Genomic DNA, 13,970 nt, shown 5'->3' with positions numbered 1-13,970 from the left:
GACTTAGACCGTCCTCTTTGGACACCGAGTGGCTCCTGTCACTCTGTTTGACGCCTCCCTGTTATCAACTTCAAAAGCCGCCGGAAACGGCGGCTCTTTTTTTGCCCTTTTTTGCCGCATCTTGAGCGCAAGTCTGAAGGTACTGCGACGTTCGCACGAGCTTCGCGGAGGGCGCTGGAAACCATAAATTTGGTTGCGGCTGGACTCTTCGCCCCCACGCGCGCAATGATTTGTTCATCATAATCCGGCTCCCGCGGGCCGATAGTAACTAGTGGCGTGAGGCGTTCAGAGATGTCGGACCGATCGCAAGGCGAAACCCCGCTTGTCCATTTCAGCGAGCGGCTGACCAACTCCGCCGCGTTCGGCACCTTGTTTCGTGAAGGCATGGACCTCGTCGAAGAGACCGCGGCTTATCTCGACGGCGCCGGCCGCACCGAGGCCAAGGCGCTTGAGCGTTCCGTCAGCCTGACCTACGCCACCGAAAGCATGCGGCTGACCACCCGCCTGATGCAACTGGCTTCCTGGCTTTTGCTGCATCGCGCGGTCAAGGAAGGCGAAATGAGCTTGACCCAGGCCAACCGCGAAAAGACCAAGGTCAAGCTCTCGGCCGCCGATCCCGGTCCGAACGAGATGATCGAAAAGCTGCCGCAGAATTTGCAGGACCTGATCTCGCGCTCGATGGCGCTGCAGGGCAAGGTGCGCCGTCTCGATGCCACGATCCACGCGGCTCCGACCACCGAGCGCGCCCCGATCGGTAATCCCCTGGTGCCGCAGCTCAACCGCCTCAAGGCTGCCTTCGAACAATAGCCCGGTACCTTCCGGTTCTCCGTTTCCTCGCCACTCGCTCCTGCACGCTCGCTTGCGCAGGCGAACCGCCGTGGGCGACGCTTGAATGACCTAACCTGCAAGATGATCGGGCCTTGCTGACCCCTCTTTCGATAGCGCTAGTGTTGTCGGCCGCGCTGTTGCACGCGGGCTGGAATGCGTTGTTGCGGGGTGGCGCCGACCGCGCGCAATCCATGTCGATCATGTGCATCGTCGCCGGCCTCACAGGCCTTGCGATGATGGCCGTCGCCGGGCTGCCGGTATCGGCTGCAAGCTATGTTGTCGCCTCGGGACTCCTTCACCTCTGTTACAATATTCTGTTGGTGCGGATGTATCGCAGCGGCGACCTCGGCGAGACCTATCCGGTCGCACGCGGCACCTCACCTGCATTGATTGCGCTCGGCGGCAGCGTGCTTGCCGGTGAATGGATGGGCCCGCTCGGGATCGTGGGCGTCGGTCTGGTTTGCGCGGGGATTTTCATGCTGGCGGCTGTGCGAACCGGCGGCAGCCTCTTTCGCCTCCGCGGCATGAGCTTGACCGCGGCGCTCGCAACCGGCGTCAGCATCGCCGCCTATAGTGTGGTCGATGGCCTGGGCGTGCGCGCGTCGGGCAACTGGGTCGCTTATACCGGCGGCATCTTCGCTTTGGAGCTGGCGATGCCGTTATTGTATCTGGCGTGGCAAGGCCGGACTGCCTTTGCGATTTCGCCAGCGGAAGCGGCCAAGGCGGCCAGCGGTGGGCTGATCTCGCTCGCAGCCTACGGCGTCATCATCTGGGCCATGCAAGGCAATGCGATGGGCGCCGTTTCAGCACTGCGCGAAACCGGCGTGGTGTTTGCAGCCTTGCTGGGCGCCATTTTTCTTGGCGAACGCCTGACCGGCTTGCGGCTGGCGGCCTGCTGCGTCATCGCGGCCGGTGCGGCGTGCGTCGGCTGGCGCGCTTAATTTCGCGGGGTCTCAAATCAAAACGCCCCCGCGTGAGCAGGGGCGTTTTTGTATTTGCGCGGGGCACAACGAGGCCAGGGAGGCCTCAATCTTTCTTGAGGAAGCCCGAGAACTTCTTCTGGAACCGCGAAACGCGTCCGCCGCGATCCATGAGCTGCTGGGCGCCGCCGGTCCAGGCCGGGTGCGACTTGGGATCGATATCAAGGTTCAGCTTGTCGCCTTCCTTGCCCCAGGTCGAGCGGGTCTGATACTCGGTGCCATCGGTCATCACGACCGTAATCATATGATAATTCGGATGAATTTCCGCTTTCATAGCAGGTCCTTCGGCGCGCCGGCGCCCATGTTTCAGTTTTGGGGGTGTCGGATTTGGGCGGGTCTATAACCCAAGCGACCCTTCAAAACAAGCCAAGTATCGGCTTGATCCGCAAAGGACCGCTCCGTCGCGTAGCCGATTTGCCAGCGCCGGTTATGGGGCCTATCTGGGAGTGGCAAAACGGGGGTTCTAGTGCCGTCTATTTGAAATTCCTGCACCACGAGCTGCGAACTCGATCCAGGAACTTCAAATAGAAAACGGCACTACAATCAATAGGTTTGCGAGTGCCCATGACTTTCCGACGTTCGCGGAAGTGGGTGCAGCGATGGAGCACGAACTTCGAAAGTGGGCACTGGTATATGAGCGCGGTTGAACGACTGGAAAATCGGCTTGAACCGACAGCACCAAAAGATGGTGTGGCGATCGAGCCGAGCGCCGTGCTCGAGCCGGCGGCGTCCATCGAAGCGGTCCTGAGCGCGCCGCCATCCAAGCGCAGCGCGCGGCTGCGCCCGCTGCTGGCGCTCGCGCCTTACGTGAACCGCTATCGCGGCCGCGTCACCCTTGCCTTTATTTCATTGACGGTTGCCGCGATCACCACCCTGATTGTGCCGGTCGCGGTGCGGCGCATGATCGACTTCGGCTTCACGCCGGAGGGCATCGCCCGCATCAACAGCTATTTCAGCGTCATGATCGCGGTGGTCGGCGTATTGGCGCTCGCCAGCGCATCGCGCTTCTATCTGGTGATGACCATCGGCGAGCGCATCGTCGCCGATTTGCGGCGCGACGTGTTCGCGCATCTGATGTCGCTGTCGCCGGCTTTCTTCGATTCCTCGCGCAGCGGCGAATTGATCTCCCGCCTCACCGCCGATACCACGCAGATCAAATCCGCCGTCGGCGCCTCGGTTTCGATCGCGCTGCGCAACGTCATGCTGTTCATTGGCGCGACCGCGATGATGGTGGTCACGAGCCCGCGCCTTTCCGGCTTCGTGCTGCTCGCGATTCCGTTGGTCGTGCTGCCGCTGATGGCGTTCGGGCGCTGGGTGCGGCGGCTGTCGCGCAACGCCCAGGATACGCTCGCCGACGCCAGCGCCTATGCTTCGGAGCTGGTTGGCGCGATCCGTACCGTGCAGGCCTATACCGGCGAGCGGCTCGCCAATACGCGCTTCGGCGGCGGAGTAGAGCAGGCCTACCAGGCCGCACGCAATTCGACGCGGGCGCGCGCCGTACTCACCGCGATCGTCATCTTCATCGTCTTCACCAGCGTCGTGATCATCCTCTGGATCGGATCGAACGACGTCGAAGCCGGCCTGATCAGTCCGGGCCGCCTTGGCCAGTTCGTTCTCTATACGGCGTTCGCCGCCACCGGCCTCGGTCAGCTCTCTGAAGTCTGGGGCGAAGTTTCGGCCGCCTCCGGCGCCGCCGAACGATTGTTTGAGATTCTCCGCGTCAAGTCGGAGATCACCGCTCCCGCATCGCCCCGTCCGTTGCCGGAGCCGGCCCGCGGCGATGTCAGTTTTGAAAACGTCAGTTTCGCCTATCCGATGCGTCCCGGCATTTCGGCCGTCGACGGCGTTTCCTTCTCCGTGCGCGCGGGCGAGAAGGTCGCGATCGTCGGCCCCTCTGGCGCGGGCAAGAGCACGCTGTTTCACCTTCTATTGCGCTTCTACGATCCGGCGTCCGGCGAGGTCGTGGTCGACGGTGTGCCGATCCGGTCCGCCGATCCCGGCGAGGTGCGCAAACGGATTGCGCTGGTGCCGCAGGATCCGGTGGTGTTTGCCGCCAGCGCCCGCGACAATGTGCGTTTTGGCCGACCCGAGGCTGGCGATGCCGAAGTCGAGCGCGCCGCCGACCTGGCGCATGCGAGCGAATTCATTCGCCGCCTGCCAGGCGGCTTCGATGCGCCGCTTGGCGAACGCGGCGTCATGCTTTCGGGCGGCCAGCGTCAACGCATCGCGATCGCGCGCGCCATCCTGCGCGATGCGCCGCTTTTGCTGCTTGACGAGGCCACCTCGGCGCTCGATGCCGAATCCGAAACGCTGGTGCAGACCGCGCTTGAGGAACTGATGAGCCATCGCACCACGCTTGTGATCGCGCACCGCCTGGCCACCGTTTTGTCCTGCGACCGCATTCTGGTGCTGGATCAGGGCAGGATCGTCGAGCAGGGCACGCATGCTTCGCTGGTCGCAGCGAACGGACTCTATGCGCGCCTGGCGCGGTTGCAGTTCGAAGGCGCTTGAACGCAAAGCTTGTTGTTTCGCCATCATCGCCGGCGAAGGCGGGCGATCCAGTATTCCAGAAGCACCGATGATTGAGCCGAAAGGCCACAGGCGACTGGATGCCCCGCCTTCGCGGGGCATGACATTCCTGGAATAGTCACTCGCATTTCGGCGACAGCGCCGGGACGTTGGCCCAAATCCAGTTTTTCCAGGAGCCATCCTCTCCGACGCAGGCCGCTGACGAAGTGGACGGCGCCGGAGCGCTCCCGGCGGCAAAATGCCGATCGACCTGTTTGACTGAGGCCGTCCCTGCAATGACGATGGCAAGAAACACAGCGGAGCCCGTCGCAAGTTCGGCACGCGTCATCAAACTGCTCCGCTTTTCCAGATCATCTTCAATACCGGCCGGCCCGAGGTCGGATTGACGTCGTGGCCCGCGCGAACAAAGCCGTTGCGCTCATAGAAACGGATGGCGCGGGCGTTGTCGTCGTTGACGCGCAACGTGATGGTGTCCGGCGAAAGCCGCTTGGCCTCATCGACCAGAGCGTCGGCGAGCGGTGAGCCCCAATGCTCGGGCGCGACCACGAGCTGATCGAGATAGGCGCGTGTGTCGATGGTCACGAATCCAGCCAGTGCGGCCACTTCTTCCGCGACGATGATCGCAGCGTTCGGCACCAGTTCGTTGCGCCAGCGTTCGCGCCACCACGGCACGCGGGCGACAAAATCGATCGTCGGATAGGCTTGCTGCCAGGTCTTCAGCCACAGCGCGATCGCAGCGTCTTCGTCCTCGGCGCGATAGGGGCGGAGGCGGAAAGAGCCTGTCATCCAAGCACGTCCGTCATGCCCGGATTTACCTTTCCGTCAGCTTCAATTCGATGCGGCGGTTACGCCGGTAGGCTTCTTCGGTGTTGCCGGTATCGAGCGGCTGAAACTCGGCAAAGCCCGCGGCCACCAGCCGCTGCGCCGGCACGCCGAGCGAAATCAGATATTGCACCACCGAAATCGCGCGGGCTGACGACAACTCCCAGTTCGACTTGAACTGCGCGCTGTTGGTGATCGGTCGCATGTCGGTATGGCCGTCCACGCGCAGCACCCAGGCGATTTCGCTCGGGATTTGCTTGTCCAGATCAGTCAATGCGCTTGCGACCTTGTCGAGCTCGGATTTTCCTTCGGGCAATAGCGTCGCCTGTCCGGTGTCGAAGAACACTTCGGACTGGAACACGAAGCGGTCGCCGACGATGCGGATGTCCGGACGGTTGCCGAGGATGGCGCGCAGCCGTCCGAAGAATTCGGAACGATAACGCGAGAGTTCCTGAACCCGCTGCGCCAGCGCGACGTTGAGGCGCTGGCCGAGATCGACGATGCGGCTCTGCGATTCCTGATCGCGCTTCTCTGAGGCTTGCAGCGCTTCTTCGAGCGCGGCGAGCTGACGGCGGAGTGCGCTGATCTGCTGGTTCAACACCTCGATCTGCGCCAGCGCGTGCGCCGTCACCTGCTTTTCGGAATCCAGCGCCTTGTTGAGTTCGCCGGCGCGGCTTGCCGCGTCGTTGCCGGCGCCGGCAAGGCCGTCATAAAGTCCCTTGATGCGGTCGCGTTCGCCCTCCGCCGAGGCTAGTCCCGCCCGCACCTGCGTGAGCTGATCCTCGAGGTTGATCTTGCCGAGCTTTTCCAGCGAGAGAAGGTCGTTCAACTCGGCGATCTTGGCGTTGAGCTGCTCGAGCGCCTTGTCCTTGCCGGTGACTTCCTGCGACAGGAAGAACTGCACCACCAGGAACACCGAGAGCAGGAACACGATCGACAGCACCAGCGTCGACAGCGCGTCGACAAAGCCGGGCCAATAGTTGAAAGCGCTTTCGCTGCGTCGTGCTCGGGCCAGGGCCATGTACTATCCTCCGCTACGGAGTCTGAAAGATAAGTGCCTCTCCCGAAGGGAGATGGAGCGCACTTCCGCTGCCGCAACAAATCGCACTAACGCGGCTCCGGCAGTCGGCAGACGGCCTCGACATTGTGGCCGTCGGGGTCGAGCACGAACGCGCCGTAATAGTCCGGGTCATAATGCGCGCGAATTCCCGGCGGTCCATTGTCCTTGCCGCCCGCCGCGACCGCCGCCTCATAGAACCGGTCGACGGTCGCACGGTCATTGGCTGCAAATGCGATGTGCGAACCGGTTTGCGGCTTGTTGCGAATTCCGATCCAGAAGAAGGCTTTGGGGTTGACGCCGTAGCCGGCGAAACGATCGCCGTCGCCATAGAGCCGCGTGACGCCCAAGGGCCGCAGCGCAGAATCGTAAAATCGTTGGGCCCGTTCGATATCCTCGACCCCGACGGTGACGTGATCCAGCATGGCAGGTCCTGCCGCTTAGCTCTTCTCGGGCTGGCGCGCGAGGCGTTCCAGCAGCCGCTTGATCTCGCGGTTCTGCTCGCCCTGGCCGTCGGCCCATTCACGGATCAATTGTTGCTCGGTGCGCATGTGGGTGACGAGGCCCTGGATGGCTTCCGCCAGACTGGCCATGGCCGTGGTCGTGCCGCGGTTGCCGCCGCCTTCCTCCATGGTCGCGCGCAGCCGGTCGACCGCGACCTGAAGTTCACCGCTGGGACCGGCCTCGCCGGAATAGCCGCGCACGGTCGTGGCGAGCCAGTCCTCAAGGTCGGTATAGAAGCGGTTTTGCGCCTGGCTCGATTGCAGGTCGAGAAAGCCTAATATCAGCGAGCCGGCAAGGCCAAACAGCGAAGACGAAAACGAAATGCCCATGCCGCCGAGCGGAGCGGCCAGACCTTCCTTCAGCGTATCGAACAGTGCGCCGGCATCGCCGCCGACCTTCAAGCCGTCGATCACCTTGCCGACGGAGCCGACGGTTTCGATCAGGCCCCAGAAGGTGCCGAGCAGACCGAGAAACACCAGGAGCCCGGTCATGTAGCGGGAAATGTCGCGCGCCTCATCGAGGCGGGTAGCGATGGAATCGAGCAGATGCCGCATGGTCTGCTGCGAGATGGTGATGCGGCCGGAGCGCTCGCCGCCGAGAATGGCGGCCATGGGCGCCAACAGGGTGGGATGGCGGTCGATCGCAATTCCGGGATCGGCGATGCGGAAATTGTTGACCCAGGCCACTTCCGGATAGAGCCGGATCACTTGGCGGAAGGACAGGATGATGCCGACCAGGAGCACCATGCCGATCAGCGCGTTCAGGCCGGGATTGGCGAAGAAGGCGGTGATGATCTGCTTGTAGAGCACGACCATGATCAGCGCGCACAGCACCAGAAACACCAGCATCCGCACCAGGAATATCCGTGGGGGCGCGAGCTTCGTGAATTCAAGCTCCATGGAGCGGGAAGAGGCGGTCATTGCCAATGGTCCGATTCTAACATTCGCATCCCCTCTCAGCAGTCACCTTTTGCGAATGTTAGAATCAAAAGGACCACTGGTGACATATGTTTTTAGTGGAGTTCAGGATTTGACGTTCGCTGTTTGAACTCGTGGCCAGGCCGGCAGCGGAGGCCCCACTATGGCACAGCGAGGCGGAGATGAAAGGCCGGTTGCCGGGCAGGGCGATCGGGGGTGGGAACTTCCGCGTGAAACCCGGCCGGACCTCGCGCGTATCTCTGGCAAAGCTTCGGCAAGACAAGCGGTTAAACAACCATGTCGGCAATTTCATACCTTGGGGCGCTGGCAGCGATCGCGCTGTCGCTCTCGATCCTGATGGCGGGGGCCTGGGTGGTCCAGCAGCGCACCGGCAATTCCGGCTGGGTCGATACGATCTGGACTTTCTCGGTCGGCCTCGTCGGCGCAGCCGGCGCGTTGTGGCCGGTGGAGGGGGGGCTGCCTACCGCGCGGCAATGGCTGGTTGCGGCTTTCGTCGCCGCCTGGTCGCTGCGGCTTGGCGTGCATATCGCGGTGCGGACCGCTGGCATATCGGACGATGCGCGCTATGCTGCGTTTGCGCAGGAATGGGGCATTCGCGCGCCGGGCCGGATGTTTTTATTCCTGCAAAATCAGGCTTTGGGGTCGATCCCGCTGGCCTTTGCGATCTTTGTCGCCGCACATTTTCCGGGCCAAGGCTTGCGGGTGCAGGATTATCTCGGTGCGCTGCTGCTGGCTCTCGGGATTGCCGGCGAGGCCGTTGCCGACGCCCAGCTCAAGCAGTTCAGGGAGCGGCGAGGCGGCCAGGGTCTGGTCTGCGATGTCGGCCTGTGGCGCTGGTCGCGGCACCCGAACTATTTCTTCGAATGGCTGGGCTGGCTCGCTTACCCCATGATCGCGATCTCGCCCGATTATCCCTGGGGCTGGGTTACGTTTTTGGCGCCGGCCTTCATGTACTGGATTTTGATGTACGTCACCGGCATTCCGCCGCTGGAGACGCAGATGCTGCGCACGCGCGGCGAGCGCTATCGCGACTACCAGTCGCGCACCAGCATCTTCTTCCCGCTGCCCCCGCGTTCGGGAGCGGCAGGGTGAGCCTCACGTCCAGAGTGATCGGCGCCGCCGAACGGGTACCGTTGCCCGATGTCTTGATCCGCACCGCCATCCGCCAGCTCTGTTCGCGCACGGCAGCGCGGTTCGCAGCCGTCGATGTGAAAGGCGATGCCAGTTTTGCCCGCGAAATGGCTGATCGCGCCATTGCCGAACATGCCGAGGCGGCCAACGCGCAGCACTACGAGGTGCCGGCGGCCTTTTTCGGCCGCGTGCTCGGGCCGAACCGCAAGTACTCGTCCTGCTTCTACCGTTCGGCCGCCTCGACGTTGCAGGAAGCCGAGGAAGAGGCATTGCGCCAGACCGTCGATCACGCCGATCTTGCCGATGGGCAGTCGATCCTCGAGCTCGGCTGCGGCTGGGGTTCGTTGTCGCTCTGGCTGGCGCGGCAGTTTCCAAACGCCAGGATCGTCTCCGTGTCCAATTCGCATTCACAGCGGATGCATATCCAGGGCGAGAGCGCAGCACGCGGATTTACCAATCTTTCCGTAATCACCGCCGACATGAACGGTTTCGATCCCGAGCGGCAATTCGACCGGATCGTGTCGGTGGAAATGTTCGAGCACATGATGAACTGGCGTGAGCTGTTGGGGCGCGTGCGGTCGTGGCTCGCAGCCGATGGCCGCTTCTTCATGCATGTCTTCACCCATTGCACCGGCTCCTACCTGTTCGACCGCAACGACAAGGAAGACTGGATCGCGCAGCACTTCTTCACCGGCGGCGTGATGCCGAGCCATCACCTGATCCGGCAATATGCCGATCTGTTCGAGGTCGAGAAGGAGTGGCGCTGGAGCGGCCAGCATTACCAGCGCACGGCGCTGGACTGGCTTTCCAATTTCGATTCTCATCGCGCCGAGATCGAAGCCATACTGCGCAAGGTCTATCGTGACGACTGCGGCTTGTGGATGCGGCGCTGGCGCTGGTTCTTCCTCGCGACCGCGGGCCTGTTCGGTTATGCCGGCGGCAGCGAGTGGGGCGTCAGCCACTACCGGATGAAAGCGGCCTAGCGGCTCGCCTTTTTCTCAACAGCGGACGCGCTGCGGGGCGACGGTGAAGTCGGCTAGCCGTAAGCGACGCCCGTCTTGCTTTGTCCAACTTCTATGACATAGCCATCAGGGTCTCGAATGTAGCAGCGCGTCTCGCCGTACTTGTCCTTTGACTCCGTGATAAGGTTTATGACACTCGTCCTGAAAGCCGACCACTACCGCCATGGGACAAGAAGCGGGAGTGGACCGGGTTGAACGGCGTGCGCGCTTTTCCCGCAACCGCGGACATGTGCCGGAGCGGCGGTCACGCCCGGGGCGCCGAATTGTTCAGATACAGTCAGATCGTTGCCGCCCGTCCGGCCAGGCTGCCGAAAGCCGCCATCAGCAACGTCGCGACGATGCAAAGCCCGAGAGCAAAACTCCAGCCCCCGGCGGCATCATGCGCAAGGCCGGCCAGCGGCGGGCCGGCCGCCGCCAGCGAGTAGCCCAGGCATTGCGCCATTCCGGATAGCGCCGCCGCTTGGTGGCTGTTCGAGACCCGCAGGCTGATAAACGCCAGGCCGAGGACGAAGGCGGCGCCCTCGGCGAGACCAAACAGCGTAACCCATAGCGTCGCCAAAGCCGGAAGCTGCCACAGACCCAGCAGCGAAACGGTTGTGGCAAGCGATACGCCGATGGCAAGCGCCCGCTGATCCTTCGTGCGCCGGACGGCGGCACCAAGGACCAAACCGGGGACCGCCGTCGCCAGTTGCAACAGTCCGTGCAGCGAGCCCGCCGTTGCCGCCGGGTAGCCCGCCTCGACGAGGATAGCGGGCAGCCATCCGATCACGATGTAAAAGACCAGCGAGGTCAGGCCGAGAAAGCCGGTCACCTGCCAGGCGAGCGGCGAGTGCCAGATGCGGCCGCGCTCGGGCGCGGAAGCATCCTCTTTCGCTGGAGCCGAGTGCAGCCGAAGCTGGGGAATCCACGCCATCAACGCCGCCGCCGGAAAGATCAACGTGCTGGCGAGGGCGAGATGCCAGCTTGATCCTGGCAATTGGGCGAGCGGGATCGCCACCGTCGAGGCGACCGCCTGGACCAGACCCGTCGTGAGCGCGTAGGCGCCGGTCAGGCCGGCGACCCGGGTGGGAAAATCCCGCTTGAGCAGGCTTGGCAGGAGTACGTTCGCGACGGCTATACCGGCACCCAGGATGGCCGTACCGAGGAACAGCGCCCAGACCGGACCGGTCGAACGCAGGACGATCCCTGCCGCGATAGCCAGCAGTGCGCCGAACAGCGGTCGCTCCATGCCGTATTGGCGCGCGACGATGGCTGCAAACGGTGAAATCGCCGCGAACGCCAGCAAGGGGAGGGTGGTCAGGAAGCCGGCCTCGGCCGCGCTGATTCCGCTGCTGTCGCGGATCATGCCAAGCATCGGCGCCACGGCGGTGATGGGCGCGCGGAGCGTCGAGGCAATCAGCATGATGCCCACGAGCAGAAGACCGCCGCCGCTCGCAGTCCGAATAATCTCTCTCACTTTCCTCACACGCTCCTGATCAGGCTCATTCGTAGATGGAGAGTATCGACTAGCTGGCGAGCCAGATCGGCGCAAGGGACGCTGTCGCACGGGATGGTGGCCCTTGCGCCGCGGTCCGTTGGACCGCAAAGTTCAAGTGAACCGGCCTGCGGGGCGTTAAGAGGAAACGATGAAGCTTGCGCTGAACCTGTTTGCCGCGCTGATTGTCCTGTTCGCGGCCGAGATGGCTTCGGCGCAATCCAGCTATCCGAACCGGCCGGTGAAAATCCTGGTCGGCTTCACACCCGGCACGGCTCCCGACCTCGTGGCGCGCATGCTGGCCGACCGGTTTGCGGAAGTTCTTGGCGCGGCGTTCGTGGTCGAGGATGTTCCCGGCGCCGGCAGCAACATCGCCACCGAGCGCGTCGCGAAGGCCACCGCCGACGGCTACACCTTGCTGATGGGCGGCAACTCGTCGCTCGTGATCAATCCGAGCCTGTACCAGACGCTGCCGTTCGATCCACAGAAAGATTTCGCGCCGATCTCGCAGGTCTTCATCGCGGCGAATGTGCTCGCCGTTCCGCCCGAGGTGCCGGTCAAGACCGTGGCAGACCTCGTGGCGCTCGCCAAGGCAAAACCCGGAAAGCTTTCCTATGGCCATGCCGGCGTGGGCACATCGCAACATCTCGGCGCCGAATTGTTCAAATACATGGCGCATCTCGATATCGCATCGGTGCCCTATCGCGGCACGACGGCGCTGATGCCGGACCTGCTCGCCAACCGGGTCAGCATGTCGTTCGCCAATATCGTGAACGTGTTGCCGCTCGCGCGCGAAGGGAAATTGCGCGCGCTGGCGATTACCTCGATCAAGCGCTCGCCGCTCGCGCCGGATCTTCCGACCATGGCGGAATCCGGATTCCCCGGTTTCGAAGCCGTGCCGTGGTTTGGCCTTGTCGCGCCGGCCGGCACGCCGCAGGATGTGCTGGACAAGTTGCACGACGAAACCGTGAAAGCGCTGGCGATGCCCGCGATGCGCAAGAAGTTCGACGAACTTGGCCTCGAGGCGGTCGGCAACACGCCGGCCGAGTTTACCGGGGTCATCAGACGAGAAACGCCCGAATGGGCAAAAGTGATCAAGGGCGCCGGCATCAAGCTTGGCAACTAATGGTCCGACTCCAACATTCGCATCCCATCTCAGCGGCCACCCTTGCGAATGTCAGAATCAAAGAACCACCAGCAAATATCAGCTTCTTGTGGAGTTTTGGATTTGACATTCGCTTTCCGAACTTGCGGCTTGGCGTGCAGCGAATGTCAAATCCTCTCCACGCGTGCTCGGATTGCGGGTGCCGGCATTGACGCCGACGTGCTGACGACCGATGCTGGGCCGTCCAACCGGGGCGGAAGAGGTATGACATGGGGCTCATTTCAGTTCTGATCGGCGTGCTGGTCATCGTGGTCGTCGGAGCAATCTGCTTCTGGGCGATCGATAAGTTCGCCGCCGACCGCCGACTGGCACAACTTCTAAAGTTGCTCGTTGTGCTCATCTGCCTCGGTGCGATTTTGCAACGGGTACTTCCGCTGATCTGAGCGTCGCGCGGGGGCGCCGCTTCGTCCCGGTTGCAGCGCAAGGTTGCCATTTGGTCCCCGCAGGAGGATGCTGTTGCTCGCGGCACCATGGAGAGCAGCATGAGCAAAGCCGGTCTGGACAATCGCCACCGCAACCACGACGGCGAAATCAGCCACAAGCACGGCAACACCCTCATCGGCACGTTGCGCAAGATTTACGGACAAGGTTTTGCCGCCGGTTATCCCGCGACCGAGAAGCTTAGCGACGTCCTGCTTCAGCTGAACGAGACGTCGCTGAGCCAGCTCCGCCGCGATCATGAGACCGGCCATTTGGCGCACAAGATCGCCAAAGCTTCATAATAGGATTCTAGCGCCAGCGAGCGGGGCAGCGAATGTCAAAATGAGTTGACATTCCGTTTCCCGTCACGTGCGTGTATCCTGCCTGCTCCATTTATCGCTCGCGTACGGCGTCTATGCAAAAAAGAGCCGTGCCTTAACACGCAAAATCAGGGAAGTAACAATGAACCGAACACTGACCATGCTCGCTTTCGGCGCCAGCCTGTTCGCCGGTCTCGCCGCGCCCGCGCAAGCCGCGCCGGATGTCTCGCTGGCGCGTCTCGAATGCGGCACGCCACAGGACCCGATCCCGGTCAATCCGCGCTTTTCGGATACCTTTGCCTACGGCGATCTGAAGCTTCAGTTCGTCTACAGCTGCTATCTCATCAAGCATGGCGACGATTATATGTTATGGGACACGGGCCATGCCATGACCATGCCCAAGGTCGCGCCCAAGGTGAGCCTGGTCGACCTCCTGGCGAAGGTCGACGTCAAGCCCGACCAGATCAAATATGTCGGGATCAGCCATTATCACGCCGATCACACCGGCCAGGTTTCCTCGTTTCCGAAAGCAACGCTGCTGATCGGCGCCAGGGAATGGGAAGCGATTTCCGCGCCCAAGCCGGCTGAAGGGGTGAACTACAAGCCATTCGAAAGCTGGATCAAAGGCGAAAGCAAGGTCGAGCCGCAGACCCGGGACAAGGATGTGTTCGGCGACGGCACGGTGATCATGCTGCGCACGCCCGGCCATACGCCCGGCCATTCCAGCCTGCTGGTCAAGCTCGCACAGATGGGGCCGGTCATTCTTTCAGGCGATGCGGT

At 62.8% G+C, this 13,970-nt stretch carries 16 protein-coding genes; 9 read left to right on the top strand and 7 right to left on the bottom strand.

The features are described 5' to 3' along the window. The first annotated feature begins 291 nt into the window (after positions 1-291). The gene (locus WB528_RS07885; RefSeq protein ID WP_423887855.1) at positions 292-807 is read left to right on the top strand and encodes a DUF1465 family protein; all 516 of its coding nucleotides are present in this window, start codon (positions 292-294) and stop codon (positions 805-807) included. Positions 808-920: 113 nt separating this feature from the next. Then, the gene (locus WB528_RS07880) at positions 921-1,769 is read left to right on the top strand and encodes an EamA family transporter (RefSeq protein ID WP_423887854.1); all 849 of its coding nucleotides are present in this window, start codon (positions 921-923) and stop codon (positions 1,767-1,769) included. 85 nt (positions 1,770-1,854) lie between these two features. Here the strand turns inward: WB528_RS07880 and rpmE are convergent, their stop codons facing one another. Beyond that, positions 1,855-2,082: a 50S ribosomal protein L31 gene (gene rpmE / locus WB528_RS07875; protein WP_325174431.1), complete on the bottom strand. Its 228-nt coding sequence runs from the start codon at positions 2,080-2,082 to the stop codon at positions 1,855-1,857. Between the two features lie 359 nt (positions 2,083-2,441). Here rpmE and WB528_RS07870 point away from each other — a divergent pair, with 359 nt between their 5' ends. Next, the gene (locus tag WB528_RS07870; protein ID WP_423887853.1) at positions 2,442-4,319 is read left to right on the top strand and encodes an ABC transporter ATP-binding protein/permease; all 1,878 of its coding nucleotides are present in this window, start codon (positions 2,442-2,444) and stop codon (positions 4,317-4,319) included. Between the two features lie 136 nt (positions 4,320-4,455). Here WB528_RS07870 and WB528_RS07865 read toward each other — a convergent pair whose 3' ends face one another. The 5 genes from WB528_RS07865 to WB528_RS07845 all read right to left on the bottom strand — a co-directional run bounded on the left by WB528_RS07865 (position 4,456) and on the right by WB528_RS07845 (position 7,640). After that, on the bottom strand, positions 4,456-4,665 hold the full coding sequence (locus WB528_RS07865) for a hypothetical protein (protein ID WP_423887852.1): 210 nt from the start codon (positions 4,663-4,665) through the stop codon (positions 4,456-4,458). Then, the gene (locus WB528_RS07860) at positions 4,665-5,123 is read right to left on the bottom strand and encodes a GNAT family N-acetyltransferase (protein WP_423887851.1); all 459 of its coding nucleotides are present in this window, start codon (positions 5,121-5,123) and stop codon (positions 4,665-4,667) included. The genes WB528_RS07865 and WB528_RS07860 overlap by 1 nt, the downstream gene beginning before the upstream one ends. Before the next feature lie 25 nt (positions 5,124-5,148). Beyond that, positions 5,149-6,180, bottom strand: a complete 1,032-nt coding sequence (locus WB528_RS07855; protein ID WP_423887850.1) for a peptidoglycan -binding protein — start codon at positions 6,178-6,180, stop codon at positions 5,149-5,151. An 86-nt stretch (positions 6,181-6,266) separates the two neighbouring features. After that, the gene (locus tag WB528_RS07850) at positions 6,267-6,641 is read right to left on the bottom strand and encodes a VOC family protein (RefSeq protein WP_423887849.1); all 375 of its coding nucleotides are present in this window, start codon (positions 6,639-6,641) and stop codon (positions 6,267-6,269) included. A gap of 15 nt (positions 6,642-6,656) precedes the next feature. Next, positions 6,657-7,640 carry a flagellar motor protein MotA gene (locus WB528_RS07845; protein WP_423887848.1) on the bottom strand — a complete coding sequence of 328 codons (984 nt, stop codon included), beginning with the start codon at positions 7,638-7,640 and terminating at the stop codon, positions 6,657-6,659. A gap of 294 nt (positions 7,641-7,934) precedes the next feature. Between WB528_RS07845 and WB528_RS07840 the strand changes: the two genes are divergently transcribed. Then, positions 7,935-8,750 carry a DUF1295 domain-containing protein gene (locus tag WB528_RS07840; protein WP_423887847.1) on the top strand — a complete coding sequence of 272 codons (816 nt, stop codon included), beginning with the start codon at positions 7,935-7,937 and terminating at the stop codon, positions 8,748-8,750. Further along, positions 8,747-9,772: an SAM-dependent methyltransferase gene (locus WB528_RS07835; protein WP_423887846.1), complete on the top strand. Its 1,026-nt coding sequence runs from the start codon at positions 8,747-8,749 to the stop codon at positions 9,770-9,772. The genes WB528_RS07840 and WB528_RS07835 overlap by 4 nt, the downstream gene beginning before the upstream one ends. Before the next feature lie 316 nt (positions 9,773-10,088). On the opposite strand, the gene WB528_RS07830 is transcribed toward WB528_RS07835, so the two are convergent. Then, the gene (locus tag WB528_RS07830) at positions 10,089-11,267 is read right to left on the bottom strand and encodes an MFS transporter (protein WP_423887845.1); all 1,179 of its coding nucleotides are present in this window, start codon (positions 11,265-11,267) and stop codon (positions 10,089-10,091) included. Between the two features lie 169 nt (positions 11,268-11,436). Here WB528_RS07830 and WB528_RS07825 point away from each other — a divergent pair, with 169 nt between their 5' ends. The 4 genes from WB528_RS07825 to WB528_RS07810 form a co-directional block, all read left to right on the top strand. After that, on the top strand, positions 11,437-12,411 hold the full coding sequence (locus tag WB528_RS07825) for a Bug family tripartite tricarboxylate transporter substrate binding protein (protein WP_423887844.1): 975 nt from the start codon (positions 11,437-11,439) through the stop codon (positions 12,409-12,411). 248 nt (positions 12,412-12,659) lie between these two features. Next, positions 12,660-12,833, top strand: a complete 174-nt coding sequence (locus WB528_RS07820; RefSeq protein WP_423876834.1) for a hypothetical protein — start codon at positions 12,660-12,662, stop codon at positions 12,831-12,833. A gap of 99 nt (positions 12,834-12,932) precedes the next feature. Then, a complete protein-coding gene (locus WB528_RS07815) occupies positions 12,933-13,172 on the top strand; it encodes a hypothetical protein (protein WP_423887843.1) in 240 nt (79 codons plus the stop codon). A 160-nt stretch (positions 13,173-13,332) separates the two neighbouring features. Next, positions 13,333-13,970 (top strand): N-acyl homoserine lactonase family protein (locus WB528_RS07810; RefSeq protein ID WP_423887842.1); only part of this gene is annotated, 638 nt, incomplete at its 3' end.

The sequence above is a fragment of the Bradyrhizobium sp. genome, assembly GCF_049586575.1.
Lineage (GTDB): Bacteria > Pseudomonadota > Alphaproteobacteria > Rhizobiales > Xanthobacteraceae > Bradyrhizobium.
Note: the sequence above shows the minus strand (reverse complement) of the source record. Positions and strands in the feature narration are given on the sequence as shown.

Coding starts and splice junctions, on each gene's coding strand:
- WB528_RS07825 (WP_423887844.1), top strand. CDS start 11,437: ATGAAGCTTGCGCTGAACCTGTTTGCCGCGCTGATTGTCCTGTTCGCG.
- WB528_RS07855 (WP_423887850.1), bottom strand. CDS start 6,180: ATGGCCCTGGCCCGAGCACGACGCAGCGAAAGCGCTTTCAACTATTGG.
- rpmE (WP_325174431.1), bottom strand. CDS start 2,082: ATGAAAGCGGAAATTCATCCGAATTATCATATGATTACGGTCGTGATG.
- WB528_RS07885 (WP_423887855.1), top strand. CDS start 292: ATGTCGGACCGATCGCAAGGCGAAACCCCGCTTGTCCATTTCAGCGAG.
- WB528_RS07820 (WP_423876834.1), top strand. CDS start 12,660: ATGGGGCTCATTTCAGTTCTGATCGGCGTGCTGGTCATCGTGGTCGTC.
- WB528_RS07850 (WP_423887849.1), bottom strand. CDS start 6,641: ATGCTGGATCACGTCACCGTCGGGGTCGAGGATATCGAACGGGCCCAA.
- WB528_RS07865 (WP_423887852.1), bottom strand. CDS start 4,665: ATGACGCGTGCCGAACTTGCGACGGGCTCCGCTGTGTTTCTTGCCATC.
- WB528_RS07815 (WP_423887843.1), top strand. CDS start 12,933: ATGAGCAAAGCCGGTCTGGACAATCGCCACCGCAACCACGACGGCGAA.
- WB528_RS07860 (WP_423887851.1), bottom strand. CDS start 5,123: ATGACAGGCTCTTTCCGCCTCCGCCCCTATCGCGCCGAGGACGAAGAC.
- WB528_RS07840 (WP_423887847.1), top strand. CDS start 7,935: ATGTCGGCAATTTCATACCTTGGGGCGCTGGCAGCGATCGCGCTGTCG.
- WB528_RS07870 (WP_423887853.1), top strand. CDS start 2,442: ATGAGCGCGGTTGAACGACTGGAAAATCGGCTTGAACCGACAGCACCA.
- WB528_RS07845 (WP_423887848.1), bottom strand. CDS start 7,640: ATGACCGCCTCTTCCCGCTCCATGGAGCTTGAATTCACGAAGCTCGCG.